15 protein-coding genes are annotated in these 19,299 nt (G+C 73.3%); 8 read left to right on the forward strand and 7 right to left on the reverse strand.

The features are described from left to right. The first annotated feature begins 48 nt into the window (after positions 1–48). Positions 49–555: a DinB family protein gene (locus ACGFMK_RS35855; protein ID WP_392773008.1), complete on the forward strand. Its 507-nt coding sequence runs from the start codon at positions 49–51 to the stop codon at positions 553–555. Continuing rightward, on the forward strand, positions 555–1,505 hold the full coding sequence (locus tag ACGFMK_RS35860; protein ID WP_392773011.1) for a squalene cyclase: 951 nt from the start codon (positions 555–557) through the stop codon (positions 1,503–1,505). The genes ACGFMK_RS35855 and ACGFMK_RS35860 overlap by 1 nt, the downstream gene beginning before the upstream one ends. Here the strand turns inward: ACGFMK_RS35860 and ACGFMK_RS35865 are convergent. Further along, on the reverse strand, positions 1,502–2,662 hold the full coding sequence (locus ACGFMK_RS35865) for a DUF1015 family protein (RefSeq protein ID WP_392773014.1): 1,161 nt from the start codon (positions 2,660–2,662) through the stop codon (positions 1,502–1,504). The two genes, ACGFMK_RS35860 and ACGFMK_RS35865, sit on opposite strands and share 4 nt — an antisense overlap. 125 nt (positions 2,663–2,787) lie before the next feature. Here ACGFMK_RS35865 and ACGFMK_RS35870 point away from each other — a divergent pair, with 125 nt between their 5' ends. Then, complete coding sequence (locus ACGFMK_RS35870; RefSeq protein ID WP_392773017.1) at positions 2,788–4,302, forward strand: MDR family MFS transporter; 1,515 nt, start codon at positions 2,788–2,790, stop codon at positions 4,300–4,302. Here the strand turns inward: ACGFMK_RS35870 and ACGFMK_RS35875 are convergent. Then, a complete protein-coding gene (locus ACGFMK_RS35875; protein ID WP_392773020.1) occupies positions 4,268–5,167 on the reverse strand; it encodes an AraC family transcriptional regulator in 900 nt (299 codons plus the stop codon). The genes ACGFMK_RS35870 and ACGFMK_RS35875 overlap by 35 nt on opposite strands. Before the next feature lie 87 nt (positions 5,168–5,254). On the opposite strand from ACGFMK_RS35875, the gene ACGFMK_RS35880 reads away from it, so the two are divergent. Beyond that, positions 5,255–6,151 (forward strand): MBL fold metallo-hydrolase, encoded by an 897-nt coding sequence (locus ACGFMK_RS35880; RefSeq protein WP_392773023.1) that lies wholly within the window; start codon positions 5,255–5,257, stop codon positions 6,149–6,151. Here the strand turns inward: ACGFMK_RS35880 and ACGFMK_RS35885 are convergent. Together ACGFMK_RS35885 and ACGFMK_RS35890 are read right to left on the reverse strand one after the other, a co-directional pair. After that, a complete protein-coding gene (locus tag ACGFMK_RS35885) occupies positions 6,148–7,029 on the reverse strand; it encodes a TIGR03854 family LLM class F420-dependent oxidoreductase (RefSeq protein ID WP_392773025.1) in 882 nt (293 codons plus the stop codon). The two genes, ACGFMK_RS35880 and ACGFMK_RS35885, sit on opposite strands and share 4 nt — an antisense overlap. 69 nt (positions 7,030–7,098) lie before the next feature. Continuing rightward, positions 7,099–7,536, reverse strand: a complete 438-nt coding sequence (locus ACGFMK_RS35890; RefSeq protein ID WP_392773028.1) for a MarR family winged helix-turn-helix transcriptional regulator — start codon at positions 7,534–7,536, stop codon at positions 7,099–7,101. A 70-nt stretch (positions 7,537–7,606) separates the two neighbouring features. Here ACGFMK_RS35890 and ACGFMK_RS35895 point away from each other — a divergent pair, with 70 nt between their 5' ends. The 4 genes from ACGFMK_RS35895 to ACGFMK_RS35910 all read left to right on the forward strand — a co-directional run bounded on the left by ACGFMK_RS35895 (position 7,607) and on the right by ACGFMK_RS35910 (position 12,195). Next, positions 7,607–7,999, forward strand: coding sequence for a DUF5313 family protein (locus tag ACGFMK_RS35895; RefSeq protein ID WP_392773031.1), 393 nt, complete (start codon positions 7,607–7,609; stop codon positions 7,997–7,999). A 16-nt stretch (positions 8,000–8,015) separates the two neighbouring features. Next, a complete protein-coding gene (locus ACGFMK_RS35900; protein WP_392773033.1) occupies positions 8,016–8,954 on the forward strand; it encodes an RluA family pseudouridine synthase in 939 nt (312 codons plus the stop codon). Positions 8,955–9,271: 317 nt separating this feature from the next. After that, the gene (locus ACGFMK_RS35905; RefSeq protein ID WP_392773035.1) at positions 9,272–11,419 is read left to right on the forward strand and encodes an FUSC family protein; all 2,148 of its coding nucleotides are present in this window, start codon (positions 9,272–9,274) and stop codon (positions 11,417–11,419) included. Positions 11,420–11,919: 500 nt separating this feature from the next. Further along, positions 11,920–12,195 carry a DUF1883 domain-containing protein gene (locus ACGFMK_RS35910; protein ID WP_392773049.1) on the forward strand — a complete coding sequence of 92 codons (276 nt, stop codon included), beginning with the start codon at positions 11,920–11,922 and terminating at the stop codon, positions 12,193–12,195. A gap of 117 nt (positions 12,196–12,312) precedes the next feature. On the opposite strand, the gene ACGFMK_RS35915 is transcribed toward ACGFMK_RS35910, so the two are convergent. The 3 genes from ACGFMK_RS35915 to ACGFMK_RS35925 all read right to left on the reverse strand — a co-directional run. Next, positions 12,313–13,533: a cytochrome P450 gene (locus tag ACGFMK_RS35915; protein WP_392773039.1), complete on the reverse strand. Its 1,221-nt coding sequence runs from the start codon at positions 13,531–13,533 to the stop codon at positions 12,313–12,315. Further along, positions 13,530–14,825, reverse strand: a complete 1,296-nt coding sequence (locus tag ACGFMK_RS35920; protein WP_392773042.1) for an MFS transporter — start codon at positions 14,823–14,825, stop codon at positions 13,530–13,532. The genes ACGFMK_RS35915 and ACGFMK_RS35920 overlap by 4 nt, the downstream gene beginning before the upstream one ends. After that, on the reverse strand, positions 14,822–19,299 hold a 4,478-nt coding region (locus ACGFMK_RS35925; protein ID WP_392773045.1), incomplete at its 5' end, for an amino acid adenylation domain-containing protein. The genes ACGFMK_RS35925 and ACGFMK_RS35920, both read right to left, overlap by 4 nt.

Consider the following 19,299-nt stretch of genomic DNA (forward strand, 5'->3'; position numbering starts at 1 on the left):
GAGCTTAAATCACCGGTACGACATTCCCGGGCGTGATACACACTGTCGGTGACCACCGAACGCCCCGAGCCGCCCCTGGTCGGGGGCGAGCGCGCAATGCTGCGCACGTTCCTCGACTTCCACCGCGCCACCCTCGCCATGAAGTGCGACGGGCTGTCCGACGAGGACCTGCGCCGCGCGTCCAGCCCGCCGTCCACGCTGTCCCTGCTCGGCCTGGTCCGGCACATGGCCGAGGTCGAGCGCACCTGGTTCCGGCGGGTGATCAACGCCGAGGACGTTCCGCTGCGGTGGTCGGCCGAGGGCGACTTCCAGGCCGCCTACGACGCGAGCACCTCCACGCGCGCGGAGGCGTTCGAGGCGTGGCAGGCCGAAGTGGAGCAGTCCCGCAAGATCGAAGAAGCCGCCGAGTCCCTGGACGTCACCGGGCACCAGGCCCGCTGGGGCGAGGACGTCTCGCTGCGGCTGGTGATGCTCCACCTGATCCACGAGTACGCCCGCCACAACGGCCACGCGGACTTCCTCCGGGAAGCCATCGACGGCGTCACGGGGGCCTGATGGACGTGCTCGCCTGGCTGCGCGACTCCGATCCGGCCCTGCGCTGGCAGGTCGAACGCGACCTGCTGGGCGAGCCGCCGCCGGTGTGGGAGGCCACCCGGGCCCGAGTGGCGACCGAGGGTTTCGGCGCGCGGCTGCTGGAAAAACAGGATCCGGACGGCCGGTGGGCCGGCGGCGCGTTCTTCCCGGCGGGCTTCGACTTCGCGAGCATGAAGACCGACGGCCAGCCGTGGACGGCGACCACCTGGGTGCTCAACGACCTGCGCGAGTGGGGCGTCGACGCCGCTGCTCTGCAGGGGACGGCCGAACTGCTCGCCGAGAACGCCCGCTGGGAGTACGACGACCTGCCGTACTGGGGCGGCGAGGTCGACTGCTGCATCAACGCGTGGACCCTGATGAACGGCCGGTGGCTCGGCGCCGACGTCGCCGGGATCGCCGAGTGGTTCGTCGAGCACCGGCAGCCGGACGGCGGCTGGAACTGCGAATGGGTCGAAGGCTCGAAGCGCTCCTCGGTCCACTCGACGCTCAACGCCCTCAAGGGCCTGCTCGCGTGGGACACCTCGACCGGCGGCTCGTCGGCAACCCGGTCGGCCCGCCGCGGCGGCGAGGAGTACCTGCTGGAGCGCGGGCTCTTCCGGCGGTTGTCGACGGGTGAGCCGGTGGCGCCGTGGGTGAGCCGGTTCGCCTACCCGTTCCGCTGGCACTACGACGTGCTCAACGCGGCCGACTACTTCCGCCAGGCGTGTCAGCTCGACGGCACGCCCCCGGACCCGCGGATGGCGGAGGCGATCGAGCTGATCCGCGCGGCCTGGCAGCCGGACGGCACGTGGCTGCAGGGCCGGCGGCAGCCCGGCCGGGTGTGGTTCGAGGTCGACGTCCCGGAGGGCGAGCCGTCGAAGTGGCTGACGCTCGCCGGCACCCGCGTCCTGAACTGGTGGGACGCCCGCTAAAGCGCCGCCAGGACCAAGCCGCTGCGAGGCTTCGGCGTGAAGTACGTGGCCTTCCGCGGCATCCGGCGGCCCGCCGCGTGCACCGCCAGGACGTCGGCGTACGCCACCGGAGCCGGCAGGACCACCGCGTCCGCGTCGGCCGGCACGGGGCGCCCGTCCGGGAGCGGGCGGACGTGCGGGCCGTCCGGGTCGACGCCGAGCGCCTCGGCGAACAGGACGCGCTCGACGATCTCGTGGTCGATCACCGGGCCCGGCCAGTCCTGCTTCGGCAGCGGGACCCGCAGCACCGCCGCGCCCGCACGCACCACCACCTCGCCCCGCACCGGGACCGCGTGGTCGTCGAAGCGGACGTCGAGGCCGGCCGCGCACCAGCGTGACACCAGCTCCTCGGCGTCGAAGCCGGTGCCGGTCAGCACCCGGTTGATCGCGCCGATCCGCAGCTGCGGACCCGCGGTGACCAGGGCGAGGAGCGCGCCGTTGCCGGCCGCCACGGCCGCGGCCACCCGGTGGTTGCCGTCGGCGACCAGCAGGTCGGCGGCCGCGACCGCGGCCAGCAGCCGGTGCTGCAGCGGCCCTTCGGGCACCACCCACAGCTCGTGCCGGCGGCCCGCGGCGTCCGAAGTGGACAGATCGGGCAGGCCGAGGCCGGCGCACGCGCGGTCGACCTGCTCGGTCAGCAGGTCGCCGTCGACGGCCGGGACGAGCAGCGCCGCGCTGGTCGCGCAGCCCAGCCCGGCCAGCACGGCGGCCCGCTCGGCGACGACGTCCGGGTAGACGTCCTCGGTGTGGCGCACCCGGGCGGACCCGTCGTCGGTCACCGCCGCCGGATCGACCAGGCAGAGCAGACCCAGCGCCACGCCGTCCGGACCCTCGATCCGATACGGCGCGACGAACCGCCGCACCGGCCGGTAGAAGCGCTTGCGGAGCCGTTCGAGCACGGCACGGGCGATCGGGACCGCCGCGGCCAGGTCGAGCCCGCGGGCCAGCGCCGCCGGGGTGCGCGCCGGGTGCTGCACGGCCAGCAGGCCGTCCGCGGCACCGGGGGCGGCCAGCGCGGCGATCACGCGGTCGGGCTCGGCGAACTCGTCGACGTCCGGGCCGGGAACCGCGTCGCGGGCCACCCACCCCTGCTCGATCGGCCGGATCCAGTCGCTCATCCTGTCCATCTTGCGCGCCCAAGGCGGTGACCGAAATTCGCTGGGGTGCGGGCCACCCCGATGGAATGCTTAGGGCGGCAAAGCAGTTGACTCCGGTCATGGCCACCCCGAGGAGCACGCCACCCATGACGACCCCGGCCCCCGCCAGCGTGAAAGGGGTCGGCTTCCGGTCCGAACGCGGCCCGGTGCTGATCGCGGTCATGCTCAGCACGGCGCTGGTCGCGCTGGACAGCACGATCATCGCGACCGCGGTGCCCTCGGTGGTGCGGGACCTCGGCGGCTTCTCGCAGTTCCCGTGGCTGTTCTCGGTCTACCTGCTGACCCAGGCGGTCACCGTCCCGCTCTACGGCAAGTTCGCCGACGTGCTGGGCCGCCGCCCGGTGATGTTCTTCGGGATCGCGGCGTTCCTCGTCGGCTCGGTGCTCTGCGGCGCCGCGTGGAGCATGCCGGTGCTGATCGCCGCCCGCGCGGTCCAGGGCATCGGCGCCGGCGCGATCCAGCCGATGTCGATGACGGTCATCGGCGACCTCTATTCGGTGGAGGAACGCGCCCGCGTCCAGGGGTACGTCGCGAGCGTGTGGGGCGTCGCGTCGGTCGTCGGGCCGACGCTCGGCGGGGTCTTCGCGGAGTACCTGGACTGGCGCTGGATCTTCTTCATCAACCTGCCGCTGGGCGCGATCGCCGCGTTCATGCTGCACCGGAACTTCGCCGAGAAGGTCGAGCGCAAGGCGCACAAGGTCGACTACACCGGCGCGGCGCTGCTCACGATCGGCTGCTCGCTGGTGATCCTCGGCCTGCTCGAAGGCGGCGTCGCGTGGGGCTGGGGTTCGGTGCCGAGCGTGGCGATCTTCGTGGTGGGCGCGGCGCTGCTCGTGGCGTTCGTGCTGGTGGAGAAGCGGGTCGCCGAGCCGGTGCTGCCGCTGTGGGTGTTCGCCCGGCGGGTGCTGGTGGGCGGCAACCTCGTCGCGGTGGTCGTCGGCGCGGTCCTCATGGGCCTGACGTCCTACCTGCCGACGTACGCCCAGGGCGTGCTGGGCGCGGGCGCGCTGGTGGCCGGGTTCGCGGTGGCCGCGCTGACCGTCGGCTGGCCGCTCTCGGCGTCGCTGGCCGGCAAGATCTACCTGAAGATCGGCTTCCGCGACACGGCCCTGATCGGCAGCGCGTTCGTCATCGCGGGCGGCGTGCTGGTGGCGATGCTGAACGCGGAGTCGTCGCTCTGGGCGGCGGCCTTCGCGGCGTTCGTGCTGGGCCTGGGCCTGGGCCTGTCCTCCAGCCCGACGCTGGTGGCCGTGCAGTCGGTGGTGGGCTGGGACCGGCGGGGCGTGGTGACCGGGACGAACCTGTTCAGCCGCTCGCTGGGCAGCGCGGTCGGCGCGGCCGTCTTCGGGGCGATCGCCAACGCGACCCTGGCGTCCCGGTTCGCGAACCCGCCCGCGGAGGTGGCGGGGAAGCTGCCGCCGTCGGTGGACGCGACGAGCCTGGCCCTGAGCGGCCACGCGGACGACCCGGTGTCGAGGTTCGTCCGCGGCGCGCTGGCGGACGCGACGCACCACGTGTTCGTCGGCCTGCTGGTAGTGGCGGCGTTCTCCGTGGTGGCGCTGCTGCTCATGCCGAGGAAGACGGAACAGCTGGAGTTCTAGCGGCCCGGTAGCCACCGGGAGCGACACCGAACTGGCGTTTGAACGCGTGTGAGAACGCGAACGGCGAGCCGTAGCCCGCCTTCGCGGCGATCGACGGCAGCGGCAGATCGGTGTCCAGGAGCAGCCTCGCCGCCGTGGTCAGGCGCCACCACGTGAGGTAGGCCATCGGCGGCTGCCCGGTCAGCGCCGTGAACCGGCGGGCCAGGGTCGCGCGCGACAGGCCGACCCGGGCGGCGAGGTCCTCGATCCGCCACGACGCCGCCGGGTTCGCGTGCAGTTCCGCCAGCGCGGCGGCGATTTCACGGTCACGCAGCGCCTGCGGCCAGCCCGCGTCCGGGTGGCCGTCGAGCCAGGCGCGGATCAGGAGCACCAGCAGGAGGTCGAGCAGGCCGGCGAGCGCGGTCGCCCGCCCCGGCCGCCGTTCGGCGACCTCGGCGCCGAGCAGGTCGATGGCCGCCCGCAGCCCGGGGTGGCGGCCGACCCCGGCCGGCAGGTGGACGACCTCCGGCAGGCCAGCGAGCACCGGGTGCCGCCGGGTGTGGTCCAGCCGGTACTTGCCGCAGAGGAACTCGGTCCGGCCGCCGGGTTCGGGCACCGCCGTCTCGAACGGGACCGCGCCGGCCGCGTCCGGCGTGGCGGACAGCGTGTGGGCGCTGCCGTGCGGGACCAGGACGGCGTCTCCGGCGCCGAGCGGCACCGGCTCACCCTCGTCGGGCACCAGCCAGCCGCTCCCCCGCAGCAGCACGTGGAAGCCCGCGCCGTCGTAGGGCGCGAAGCGGTAGCACCACGACGTGCCGGCGCACAGCCGGTTCGACGTCGGCTGCCCGATCCGCACCGCGGCGATCGCGTCGCTCAGCAGGTCCACGCGGCCATCGTAGTCCTGAGACGATCGCGCATCATCCTGAGCATTTCAGCCATGGAAACGCTCATCCGTGCGTTCTAGGTTGGCGGGATGAACATCGGTGACGTCGAAGTGCTGAAGGTCGTCGAGTGGCAGGGCGAGATCGCCCCGGCGCGGACCATCGTGCCGGGCAGCCCGCCCGGGCTCTGGGCGGACAACGCGTCCTGGCTCGCGCCCGACCACTGGAACCCGGAGACCGGCGGCTACCGCGGCGCCGTCCAGACGTGGGTGCTGCGCAGCGAAGGCCGGACCATCCTGGTCGACACCGGCGTCGGGAACGACCGGCAGCGCCCGCAGATCCCGCTGTTCGACCACCTGCGCACGGACTTCCCGGCCCGGCTGGCCGCGGCCGGCGTCCGGCCCAAGGACGTCGACGTGGTCGTCAACACGCACATCCACTACGACCACGTCGGCTGGAACACCGAGCTGCGCGACGGCGACTGGGTGCCGGCGTTCCCGAACGCGACCTACCTCATTCCCCGCGCCGACCAGGTGTACTTCGACCCCCGCAACGCCCACCGCCGCCCCGCGCCGCGCGACGAGCGCGAACAGCTGCGCCGCGACGGGAGCCTGCTGGTCTACGCCGACAGCGTCGCCCCCGTGCTGGGCCGCGCGGTGCCGTGGGAAGGCAGCCACCGCATCGACGGCAACCTGACGCTCGAAGCCGCGCCCGGCCACACCCCGGGCTCATCGGTGCTGCGCGTGGCGTCCGGCTCCGACCGCGCGGTGTTCGTCGGGGACCTGCTGCACAGCCCGGTGCAGATCCTCGAGCCGGAGCACAGCAGCTGCTTCTGCGAAGACCCTGCGGAAGCGGCGAAAACGCGCCGGGAGGTCCTGGAACGCGCGGCCGACCACCGGGAACTGGTCGTCCCGGCCCATTTCGGCGGCTCCGGCGCGGCCGAAGTGCGCCGCGACGGCAGCCGGTTCTCGATCCGCCGCTGGGCCTAGTTCTGCAGCGGCACCAGCTCGGCCTGGAACTTCTCCAGGAAGCCGTCGAAATCCCCATGTCCGGGCCGGATCACGAACTTGCTGAGCCCGGCCTCGATGTACTGCTCCACCAGCCGTCGCGCCTCGGGCCAGCTCGTCGCGATCAGGTCCGTCACCGGCGTGTCCGGGCTGCGGCGGGCGGCGAGGGCCGTCAGCTCCGGCGGGAGGCCCTTGTCCGCGACCACCAGGCTCAGGCCGAAGTGGTCCTCTTCGATCTCGCGCCCGGCGTCGGCCGCCGCGCGCTGGATCGCGACGCGGGCGTCGCGGGCCTGGGACGGCGTGTGGAAGCTGCCGAGCCAGCCGTCCGCCAGGCGGCCCGCCCGGACCAGCGCCGCCGGGGCCGTCCCGCCCAGCCAGACGTCGAGGCGCTTACCCGGCCGGGGGCCGAGTTTGACGCCGGAGACCTGGAAGAACTCGCCCTCGAAGGACACCTCGTCCTCTTCCAGCAGGCGGCGGAGCAGGGTCAGGGACTCGTCGAACACCGCCGCGCGGCGACCGGCGGGCACCGGGAAGAGATCGGCCTCGGCCGGGCGGGCCGGGCGCAGGCCGAACACCGGCAGCACCCGCTTCGGCGCCAGCCCGGCCAGCGTCAGCAGCTGCTTGGCGACCAGGACCGGGTGCCGGCCCGGCAGGATCGCGACGCCGGTGCCGACCTTCAGCTTCGACGTCCGGGCCAGCGCGTGCGCCATCCCGATCATCGGGTCGACTTCCGGCGAGTAGACCAGCTCCGACAGCCACAGCGAGTCGACGCCCGCCGCCTCGAGCCGTTCCGCCAGCCCGGCGAACTCCGCCGGCCCGCTCCCCGGCGCCGGTGCGACGCCCAGCCTGACCTTCAGCACTACTGCCCCCTAACCCTGCCCCCTGGCTCGACTACCAAGCACAACGCGCGAGACGGCCCGGCATTCCGCTCAAGCCGTGGCGGCGATGACCCGGCCGAGCGCCGCGTGCAGGGCTTCCAGCTCGGCCACCTCCATGCCGAGCGTCTCCACGACGCGGTACGGGATCTTCTCCGCCTCCGCCCGCAGCGCGCGCCCCTTGTCCGTGAGCTCGACGGTCAGCCGGCGCTCGTCGGACCGGCTGCGGGCGCGCGTGACGTAGCCCAGCGCCTCCAGCCGCTTGAGTAGCGGGGACAGCGTCGCCGGCTCGTGACGCAGCGACGCGCCGATGTCCTTGACCGAGCGTGGCGAGCGTTCCCACAACGCCAGCATCACCAGGTACTGCGGGTGGGTGAGCCCGTGCGGCTCCAGCAGCGGCCGGTAGATCGCGATCACGCTGCGGGAAGCCACCGACAGCGCGAAGCACACCTGCCGGTCCAGCTTCAGCGGGTCTTCGCCCAGATCGATCATGCCCGGATCCTATCGTGTCGGCCGTCGCACTAACGATTAGTGCACTAAGTATTAGGGTACACTCGATGTCATGGAACGACCTGGAGTGCTTCGCTGGTTCGGTTACGCCGTCGGCGTGCGGCTGCCCGCTCGCTACGCGGACTGGGTGCTGCACGACGCGACGTCGAAACACTGGCGAGCCCGGTACGTGCTCGAGCGGTCGACCGGCATCGTGCCGCTGTGTCTCGTCTGGCTGCTGCTGCCCGGCCCGCTCGGGCTCCGGCTCTCGCTGGTCCTCATGGCGGCGCTGGTCGCGTACTTCTACTCCTGCGCGTACATGGAGGAGAGCATCGAGCACCGCCTCGGCAAGCACGGCTTCCCGCACGGCACCGGCCGGCGTCTCCGGGCCGAAGCGGCCGAGGCCGCCCACGCCGAGGCCACCGCCCGGTACGTCGCGCGCTACCGGACCCACCCGGAGGGTTAGCTACAGTCGGGGCACGATGAGACGCAAGCTCCGGCCGCCGATCCCGCCCCGCCACGGGCTCGACCCCGCCCGGCTGAAACTGCCCGCCGAGGGTGCGTGGCCGACCCTGCTGGCCCACCTCGTCGACCGGCTGCCGCGGGAGACGCCGTCCCGCATCGAGCAGATGCTGCGCGAAGAGCGCATCCACGGCGTCGACGGCCCGCTGGGCGTCGACACGCCCTTCGAGCCGGGCTCGTTCATCTGGTTCCACCGCGACCTGCCCGTCGAGGTGCCGGTGCCGTTCACCATCGACGTCGTGCACCGCGACGAACACCTGCTGGTCGTCGACAAGCCGCACTTCCTGGCCACCATCCCGCGCGGCAAGCACATCCTCGAGACGGCACTCGTGCGCCTGCGCCGCGACCTCGACCTGCCGCAGCTGTCCCCCGCGCACCGGCTGGACCGCGTCACCGCCGGGCTGGTGATGTTCGTGATCACCCCGGAGATGCGCGGCAAGTACCAGACGCTGTTCCGGGATCGCAAGGTGCACAAGGAATACGAGGCGATCGCGCCGTACGACCCGGCGCTCGCGCTGCCGCGGACCGTGCGGAGCCGGATCCTCAAGGAACGCGGGGTGCTCGCCGCGCAGGAAGTCCCCGGCGAGCCGAACGCCGAGACGTACGTCGAGCTGCTCGAACACCGCGACGGCCTGGGCCGCTACCGCCTCGCGCCGTCGACCGGCCGGACGCACCAGCTGCGGGTGCACCTGAGCGGCCTGGGCATCCCGATCCTCGGCGACGACTTCTACCCCGACCTGGTCGAGAACCCGCTCGACGACTTCACGAAGCCGTTGCAGCTGCTGGCGAAGGTGCTCGACTTCGACGACCCGGTGACGGGCGCGCACCGCCGGTTCACCAGCCGGCGCCGCCTGACCGCCTGGGACGACCTCGAGGCGTGGGCGGCGCCCCCGGCGTGAACCGGGGACCCCGGACCCGCTCCAGCGCCGCGCCCGGTTCGCCACGCCGTCGATCGGCCATGCGCAGCAACTCCACCCAGCCGGCTTGGCTGCGGTAGCCGGGGGCTTCGTATTTCCACCGCAGCCAAGGGGTCGGCCGGTGCCCTGGTCCGGCCGTCAGGTGCCGTCTCCCCGGAGAGCATCCCCAGCCGCTGATCACCCCGGGCTCGCGACGGCTGGTTCGAGTGTCCCTTGTTCCACTCGGTTTCCGACGTCCGGATCTCCGACCTGCAGGGAACGAGCAGCTCCGCCGTACCCGCCCGGTCTATGCTCTGCCGGTGGCGATCGACTCCCCCGCGCTGAAGGCCCGCCTGGCACGGCCCAGGGACTGGGTTCCACAGTGGTCGACGCCCGCCGCTCTGCGCGCGGTCCGCGCCACCCTCGTGGTGCCCGCGCTGTTCGCGTTCAGCATCAAGGTGCTCGGCGACCTGCAGGTGGCCACGTTCGCCGCGTTCGGCGGGTTCGCCACGCTGGTCCTGGCATCGTTCGGCGGCGACCGGGCAGACAAGCTGCGAGCCCACCTCGGGCTCGCCGTCACCGGCAGCGTCCTGCTGGTCGTCGGCACCGCCGCCAGTGCGTCCCTGCCGCTGGCGGCCGTGGTGACGCTGATCGTCACCTTCCTGGTGCTCTTCGGCGGCGTCGCGGGACCGAACGCGGCCTCGGGCGGCACCGCCGCCCTGCTCGCCTACGTTCTCCCGGCCGCCTCACCCGGCACGATGAGCATGGTGCCCGCCCGCCTCGGCGGCTGGTGGCTGGCGTCGGTGGTGGGCACGGCCGCCGTCCTGCTGCTGTCTCCGCGGTCCCCCGCCACGGCCCTGCGCGACGCGACGGCCCGGGCCGCCGGCACCATGGCCGACTACCTCGACGCGGCCCTGCGCGGCGACCCCGGCGTGAACACCGCGCGTGAGGCGGCCATCGAGGCCAAACACCGCCTGATCGACGAGTTCACCGCGACGCCTTACCGCCCCACCGGCCTGGCCACCGCCGACCAAGCCCTCAACAGCCTGGTCGGGTTGCTCGAGTGGTGCGGTTCGGTCATCGCCGACGCCTTGCACGAGTACCCGGACCTCAGCGGGGCACCCGAGGTCGAGCGCAAGCTACTCGCCGACGCCACCGCCGGCCTGCGAACGGTCGACCGGTTGCTCTCCGGTGAACCGGCCGCGCCCGATCCGGAGGAACTCGAACGGAGCGTCCGGCGGAGCGTGGCGTGGCTCCGCGACCTGAGCTCCGACGATCCGCGCTACGCCGACGCGGTGCACCTGTCCTTCCACGCCCGCACCACGGCCTTCGCCGTCGGCACCGCGATCGTGGAGGCCCTCGCCGCGACTCCCGGCCGGGCGCGCGTCATCCGGCCCGGCGTCCTCTCCTTGGCCTCACTGACCCGGGTCGCGTCCCCTCAGGCCAGTATCCGGTCCGTCTGGTTCGTCAACAGCCTCCGCGGTGCCGCGGCGCTGACCGCGGCGGTGGTCGTCGCCGGGGTGAGCGGCGTCGAGCACGGGTTCTGGGTGGTGCTCGGGACGTTGTCGGTACTGCGCGGCAACGCGGCGGCGACCGGGTCGACCGCCCTGCGCGCCTTGGCGGGGACCGCGCTGGGTGTCGTCATCGGCGCACTGCTGTTGCTGGTCATCGGCACCAGCGCGCCCGCGCTGTGGATCGCCCTCCCGATCGCGGTGCTGGTCGCCGCCTACGCTCCGGGTGCCCTGCCCTTCACGGCCGGCCAGGCGGCCTTCACCCTGACGGTGTCGGTGCTGTTCAACCTGCTCGCCCCGGCCGGGTGGCAGATCGGGGTCGTGCGGATCGAAGACGTCGCGATCGGCTGTGCGGTGAGCCTCGTGGTGGGTGCGCTCTTCTGGCCCCGCGGCGCCGGAGCCGTGGTCGCCGACGACCTCGCCGACGCGTTCCGCACCGGTGGCGCGTACCTGGCCGCGGCCGCGAACTGGGCGCTGGGTCTGCGCCACGACCCGCCCGCGCCGGCCGCGGCGACCGCGGCCGGCGCCCGGCTCGACGACGCGCTCCGCGGATTCCTCAGCGAACAGGGCACCAAGCACGTGCCCAAGTCCGACCTGTGGCGGCTGGTCATGGGGACGCTCCGGGCCCGGCTGACCGCGAACTCCCTGGCCGGCCTGCCCAACCCCCACGTCGACGCGGACCCGTTCCGCCGGATGCTCGGCGAACAGGCGGGCCAGCTCGCCGCCTGGTACGACCACCTGGCCTCCCGCCTGGACCGCACCGACCACGGCGACGTGCCCATGCTCGCCCCACCCGAGTTCGCCGACCCCCTCCAGACCCCCGGTGCCTCGGTCCGCGACCTCGCCTGCGCGCTCTGGGTTCACGAGCACATCAAGCACATCACGCCCCGGCTCGCCGAACTCGTCGAGCCGGCCGGCGTGGTGGCGGCCCAGCGCCACCGGCCCTGGTGGCGATAGCTCACCGCGATCGGGATCAGTCGCGGCGGCCTCGTCGAGTACGCCGTGCCACGCGCCGCCGTGCCGCGTTGTCGATGATCGCGTGACCTCGCAGGGTCCGCCGGCTTCACCGAAGCTGCGCGATCCACGCTCGGGGGGTGAACGCACCACGGCGGGCCTTGAGACGATCAGGTGACTCTCGTACACGCAGTTGTCCGCCGGCTCGGCCGGTTCGAGCGCCAGGCCAGGACCGCCGGCGCGGCGCCGTTGGCGATGACGGTGTTGATCACCTCGAACGCGTCAGAGCCGACCCGAACTACTTGAACCGGATACGCCAGATTGCGGCGGTAATCGCCACCACGCATTGAACGTTAATTTCCTTCGCCAGATGCGATTGAGGAATTTTGCCACCTGGCCATGTCGCCCGTAACGACCTCTCTCACGTCGCCGATTCAGGGGAAGGTGTGCGAGCCAAGAAGGGGCGGCAGCCTGACGTCTTCTTGGACGCGCAGAGGGGGGTCATGGAGTCGCGAGTTTTCGACCTGGGCAAGGTCCGCAAGAATTCCGTGGTGACCGTTCTGCTGCGCGCTTCCGCGAACGTCAGGCTCATGACCAGGTCGAACTATCGAGCATACCAACAGCGACAGTTCTACAAAATGCTCGGCGGCGTCGCTGTCACTCCGATGTTCAAGCTGACAATTCCGTCGAACGGGCATTGGGTGGTGGTCGTCGACGTCGACGGATTGACGTCGCCACTGCTGCGGCCCCGAGTCCAGGTGGACGAGGAACAACCATAGCCCCGTCCAGGCCGGCCGTTTCGTGGCGGCAGGCTGCGCACCCGCGGACATCACCGAGTGCGCAGCTTCCCGGCCGGACCAGGTTTCGGCCGGAAACCTCCGATCCCTGACCGCCGCTCAAGCGGATTTGACGTCCACCGGCAGGCGTTTCACGCTGACGATCACCGCCGGGTTCTGGAACTCCACTCCGTCGTCAGAAGCGACGGCGAGATCCCGGTAGCGTTCGAACAGCACCTCGAACGCCACCCGGCCCTCGAGGCGGGCCAGCGGGGCGCCGAAGCAGAAGTGGATGCCGTGCCCGAAGGTGAGGTGCGGGTTCGGACTGCGGCGCGCGTCGAACTCGGCGGGCCGGTCGAAGTGCGCCGGGTCGCGGTTGGCCGCGGCCAGGTCGGCCATCACGATCGAGTTCGCCGGGATGACGCGGCCGCCCAGGTCGAGGTCCGACGTCGTGCGCCGGCCCAGCTCGGGGAACGGCGGCAGCATCCGGAGCACCTCCTCCAGCGCGGTCGGCAGGCCCGCGGGTGCCGCGCGCAACACGGCCGCGGCGTGCGGGTGCCGGTCGAAGCTGACCACGGCGTTGCCCAGCAGCGCGGTCGTCGTGATGTGCCCGGCGATCAGCAGCAGCGCCACGAACCCGACGATCTCCTGGTCCTCCAGGCGTTCGCCGTTGAACTCCGCCTGCACGAGCCGGCTGGTGAGCCCGTCACCGGGGCGGGCCCGGTGCTGCCGGATGTGGTCGAGGATGTAGGCGTTCATCTCGCGGATCGTCGGGGCGATGGCGTCCAGCGCACGCTGGATGTCGGCCATGTCGGCCGACTCCCCCAGCTGGTCCCCGCTGAACAGCACCTGGGCCCACCGGGTGAACAGCGGCCGGTCGGCGACCGGGACGCCGAGCAGCTCGGCGATCACGATGATGGGCAGCGGGTACGCGAGCGCGTCGACGACGTCGATCCGGGACGCGCCGTCGACCTCGTCGAGCAGCTCTCCGGCGATGGCCCGGATCCGGGGTTCGAGGCCGGCCACCACACGCGGGGTGAACGCCTGGGTGACCAGGGTCCGCAGCTTGCGGTGATCGGGCGGGTCCATCCCCACGAAGTTGCCCTTGCGGAAGGTCTCGAAGTCCTCCTGGACCGGGGTGAGCCCGCTGAAGTCCGAGGAGAACGCGGCGGGGTCGGACAACACGCGCGAGACGGTCGGGTGGTCGAGCGCCCGCCAGATGCCCCGCTCCTCGTCGTGGTGCACCGGGCCGCCGCGTTCTCGCAGCTCGGCCGACCGCGCCAGCAGGTCTTCGAAGGCGAAAGCGACGCCGGGCGTGCCCGACAGGTCCTGGGTACTCATGGCTGGTTCTCCTCGGTGGTGGTCGGGCCGTCGGCGGGGTGGGCGCCGCCGACCGGCTGCGGTTCGGCCGGGCCGGCGGTGAGGGTGTCGCTGCGGGGGAAGTGGCGCAGGGTGGGGCTGACGGTGACGACCAGGGTCACGAGGGCGATCCCCGCGGTGCACAGCACGACGGCGCCGCCACCGGGCACGGCCTGCACCAGCAGGCCGCCGAACGCGGGTCCGGTCGCGGCGGACACCCCGCCGATCACGCCCATGACGCTGGTCAGCCGCCCGCGCAGCCGGTCGGGGGTGAGCAGCAGCTGGTAGGTGCCGATCGTCGTGTTGGCGGTCGGCGGGAGCAGAGCCATGGCGACGAACAGGGCACCCATCAGGTAGCCGTCGTCGATGACGGCCGCGAGCGGTGTGAGCAGGGTGAGCACCCAGAACACGCTCATGATCGACACGTACGGGCTGAGCCGGCGCTGCAGCCAGGGCGCGATCAGCGAGCCGACCACCCCGCCGACGCCGAGCATCGCGGCCATCACGCCGATCTCGCCCGCGGTGATGCCGCGGTCGCGCGCCAGGACGACGACCACGATGTAGTAGGCGCTGAAGAAGAAGTTCAGGCTCACCGCGCACAGCACGGTGACGCGCACGTGCCGTTCGCCCCACACCCAGCGCAGGCCCTCGGCCATCTCCCGGCCCAGGTGCCCTTCGCCGCGCGGCACGGTCTCGTGGTGCGGGGCCCGGACGAAGCACAGGGCGACGAACGAGACCGCGTGGGCGAGCACGTCGAACGCGAACGGGACGGCCCGCGCGAGGCCGTAGAGGAACCCGCCGATCGCGGTGCCCGAGAGCTGGCCGAACGCGCCGCGCGCCGAGTTCATCGCCACCGCGGTGGGCAGCTGGGCGGCGGGCACGATCCGGGCCAGCGTCGCGCCTTCGGCCGGGCCGAACAGCGAGCGGCAGCACCCCAGCACGGCCGCGACCGCGATCAGCTGGGGGATGCTCACGACGTTCCACCAGACGGTCGCCACCAGGCTCGCCACCGCCAGCGAATAGACGGCCTCGCAGCCGAGCATGAGCTTCTTGCGGTTCCAGCGGTCCGCCAGCGCGCCGGCGGGCAGCCCGGCGACCAGCTGGGCCATCGCGTCCACGCCGAGCACCAGCCCGGACAGCGCCGGCGAGCCGGTCACCGCGAGCACCAGCAGCGGCAACGCGATGACCGACGCGGCGAAGCCGGCCTCCGACAGCGCCTGGCTGCCCCACAGCAGGCGGTAGTCCCGGTTCCGGGACAGCGGCGGCGCGGTCATCGGCGCCCGTCCCGGCTGTCGGCGGCGATCTGCCGCAGGGCGCCGGCGAAGTCGGCGGCGACCGCCTCGACGGTCCGGCGGTCGTGGCGACCGGGTTCGTGGATCAGGGAGAACACCAGCTCGCCGTCCTGGACCGCGCCGACCAGGTCGAGCAGGTACGGGCGGTGCTCGGCCGGGTCGTGGTCGTGGCCGAGCGAGCCGTGCAGGGCGGCGTAGAGGCTCTCCGCCGCCGTCCCGGCGGCCCCCGCGCCGTCCCACTGGCCGAGGTAGTTGAACGAGATCCCGGGCCGCGGCCCGGTCTCGGCCAGCTTCCGGCGCACGTCCGGGGCGCCGAGGTGCCGCAGCGCGCCGTAGCCGAACCCGTTGCCCGGCACGGCCCGCAGCTGCTTGCGGACGGACTTGACCAGCGTCCGCCAGTCCGGCCGGTCCGCGCCGTCCACGGTCAGGGCGACCGGGTACAGCGTGGTGAACCAGCCGGTGGTCCGGGTCAGGTCGACGCCGTCGAGGACGTCTTCGCGGCCGTGGCCCTCCAGGGCGATCGACACGTCGGGCCGGCCGGTCCACCGCGCCAGCGCCCAGGCCAGCGCCGCCAGGAGGACGTCGTTGACGCGGGTGCGGTAGGCCGCGGGGGCCGAGCGCAGCAGGGCGTGGGTGTCCTCGGCGTCGAGGACCACGGTGACTTCGTCCGTTCCCGAGGTGCCGCCGTCGTGGTCCACCGGCAGCGCGCCGGCGGCGGGAAGGCCCGTCCAGTAAGGGATTTCGTCGTCGAAACCGCCGGCGCGCACGTGCTCGGCGAGCCGGTGCGACCAGTCGCGGAACGACGTCGTGCGCGGACCGAGGTCGACCGGGACGTGCCGGGCGGCCTGCCGGTAGGCGGTGTCGAGGTCGTCGAGCAGGATGCGCCAGGAGACCGCGTCGACCACGACGTGGTGCGCCGCCAGGAAGAGCTTCGGCCGCCGGCCCGGTTCCGCGGTGACCAGGACGGCGCCGAGCAGCGGGCCGCGGGTCAGGTCGAAGCCGGCGTGGACGGCGTCGGCGATCCGCTCCAGCGCCGCCGGGCGGTCGGCGTCGGCGACGCCGGTCAGGTCGTCGTGGCGCAGCTCGGGTGCCGGATCGAGGCCGGCGTTGTGCTGCTGCCAGCCGTCGGCGGTGTGCTCGAACCGCATCCGCAGGGCGTCGTGGTGGGCCCACACCGCGGCCAGGGCGGCCCGGAGCGCGCCGGCGTCGAAGCCGTCGGCGAGGTCGACGAGCATGGACTGGTTGAAGTGGTGCGGGTTGACGGTGTGGATCCCGAAGAACCAGTCCTGGATCGGGGTCAGCGGCACCGGCCCGACGACCGGCCCGTCGGGCTCCGTCGTGTCGGACACGGCGGTCGCCCGCGGGGCCAGCGTGGCGATGGTCTGGTGCAGGAACATGTCCTTCGCGCTCAGCCGCAGCCCGGCCTGCCGGGCCCGGGACACGACCTGCATGCTCAGGATGGAATCGCCGCCCAGCTCGAAGAAGTTGTCCTCCGTGCCGACCCGGTCCAGGCCCAGCACCTGCGCCCACACCTCGGCGAGCACGCGCTCGGCCGGCGTCACCGGTTCGACGTGGCGGGCGGCCGGCTCGACGGCGGCGGTGACCACGGGCAGGGCCCGCCGGTCGACCTTGCCGCTCGGGCCGAGCGGAAGCGCGGCCACCGGCTGGAACGCCGACGGCACGAGGTGCCCCGGCAGCGACCGGCCCAGGAACTCGCGCAGCTCGGCGGCGGCGGGCGGGTCGTCCGGCACGGCCGCGACGAAGCACGCGACCAGGCGCTTGTGCCCGGACTCGTCCTGCTGCACGGCGGCGAGGGCGGCGCCGATGCCGGGGTGGCGCAGCAGCGCCGATTCCACCTCGCCCAGTTCGATCCGGAAGCCGCGGACCTTGACCTGGTCGTCGGCCCGGCCGGTGAACTCGAGCTGCCCGGCCGCGCTCCAGCGGACGACGTCGCCGGTGCGGTACATCCGCTCCCCCGGCGCGCCGAACGGGTTGGCCGGGAACCGGTCGGCGGTCAGGCCCGGCCGGTCGAGGTAGCCGCGGGCCAGGCTCGGCCCGGCGACGTACAGCTCGCCCGCGACCCCGATGGGGACCGGCATGAGCGCGTCGTCGAGGACGTAGCCGCGGGTGTTCGGGATCGGCCGGCCGATCGGCGGCGCCACGCCCGGGGTGAGCGGGTCGCTCCAGGTCGCGACGACCGTGGATTCGGTGGGGCCGTAGGCGTTGATCATCCGCCGTCCGGGTGCCCAGCGGTCCACCAGCTCCGCCGCGCAGGCGTCGCCGCCCACGACGAGCGTGCGCAGGTGCGGCAGGGGCCCCTCCGGGAGGGTGGCCAGTGCGGCGGGCGGGATCAGGGTGTGGCTGATTTCGTGCGTGGTGAGGAACTCCGCGAGCGGCTCCCCCAGCAACGGCCCGGGCGGGACGACGACGAGCGCCGCGCCGGCGGGCAGGGCCAGGCACAGTTCCAGCACCGCGGCGTCGAAGCTCGGTGAGGAGTACGCCATGACCCGGTCGCCTTCGGTGACGCGCAGGTGCTCGGCTTCGGCGTCGGCGAAGCCGGTCAGCCCGGCGTGGGTGACGACCACGCCCTTGGGCCGGCCGGTCGACCCGGACGTGTAGATGACGTAGGCGGGGCTGTCCGGCCGCGGCGGGGTCGGCCGCGCGCCCGGGTCCGCGGCGAACGCGGCCGGGTCGTCGAGCGAGAGCACCGGGACGCCGTCGGGCACCGGCGGGGCGAGGGCGTCGGTGGTGAGCACCAGCGCCGGGTGGGCGTCGGTGAGCATGAAGGTGATGCGTTCGAGCGGGTAGGTCGGGTCGACCGGCAGGAACGCCGCACCCGCCTTCAGGACGGCGAGCTGCGCGACGACGATGTCCGCCGACCGGGGCAGGGCCAGCGCGACGATCCGTTCCGGGCCGATGCCGCGCGCGGCGAGGACCCGGGCCAGCCGTCCGGCGCGGGCGTCGAGTTCGGCGTAGGTGAGGGTGCCGTCGCCGGAGACGACGGCGGTCGCGTCCGGGTGCCGCCGGGCCCGTGCCTCGACGCGTTCGGGCAGGGTGCCCGGGGCCACCGCGCGGGCGGTGTCGTTCCACGCACCGAGCAGCAGACGGCGTTCGTCCTCGCCCAGCAGCGGCAGCCTCGACAGCGGCCGGGCCGGGTTCTCGGCGATGCCGGCGAGCAGGACGCCCAGGTGCTCGGCGAGGCGGTCGATCGTGCCGGCGTCGAACAGGTCGGTATTGTAGGTCAGCGCGGCGTGCAGCACGCCGTGGTCCGGCTGGAACTCCAGGGTGAGGTCGAAGGTGGCCGCGGTCGCGGGCTGCCCGACGTCTTCGGCCTCGAGACCGGGCAGCCGGGCCGGTTCCCGCGGGCTGTTCTGCAGTACGACCATCGCCTGGAACAGCGGTGTGCGGCTGGGGTCGCGGCCGGGCTGGACGGCGTCGACGACGCGGTCGAACGGCAGGTCCTGGTGGTCGAACGCCGCGCGGACGCCGGCGCTGACCTCGTCGAGGAACTCCGTGAACGGCAGCTCCGGGCGAACCCGGGACCGCAGCACCAGGGTGTTGACGAAGAACCCGACCAGGCTTTCCAGCTCGGCGCGCTCGCGCCCGGAGGTGACCGTGCCGACGGCGACGTCGTCCTGGCCGGCCCAGCGGCCGAGCAGCACCTGGCAGGCCGCGACGAGGGTGGTGAACAGGGTGGTCCCCCGCTGCCGGCTCACCTGCTCGAGCCGGGCGGTCACCGCGGCCGGGACGACCAGCTCGCGGGTCGCGCCGCTGGTGGTGCGCACCGGCGGCCGCGGCCGGTCGGTGGGCAGCTCCAGCGGGGTGAGCTCACGCAGGCGCTCGGTCCAGTAGGCGACCTGGCCGGCCAGCACCCGCTCGGCGAGCAGGCCGCGCTGCCAGGCCGCGAAGTCCGCGTACTGCACGGGCAGCGGCGGCAGGTCCGCCGCCTCGCCGCGCAGTGCGGCCGCGTAGCGCAGGCCGATCTCCTCGGCGATCAGGCCGTTGGACCAGCCGTCGGTGACGATGTGGTGCACGGTCACGGTGAGCACGTGCTCCCGCGGGGCCAGCCGGATGAGCTTGACCCGCAGCAGCGGGCCTTCCCGCAGGTCGAACGGCTGCTCGCCGTCCGCCCGCAGGACCTCGGCCAGCACCGCTTCCCGGCTGCCGGCGGGGTGGCCGCCCAGGTCCGTGACGGGCACCGGCACCGGCGCCGGCGGGTGCACGACCTGGACGCCGTGGCCGTCGGCCGACGCGAAGGTGGTGCGCAGCGGCTCGTGCCGGGCGACCAGGCCGGTGAACGCCTCGGCGAGCGCGTCGACGACCAGCTCGCCGTGCAGGCGCACGGCCGTGCTCGTGATGTACTCGGTGCCGCCGGGCTCGAACTCGTCGAGGAACCACAACCGCTGCTGGGCGAAGGACTGCGGCAGCGGCCGGTCGCGGGGCACGGCGGGGATCG

The sequence above is a fragment of the Amycolatopsis sp. NPDC049252 genome (assembly GCF_043197175.1).
Classification (GTDB): domain Bacteria; phylum Actinomycetota; class Actinomycetes; order Mycobacteriales; family Pseudonocardiaceae; genus Amycolatopsis.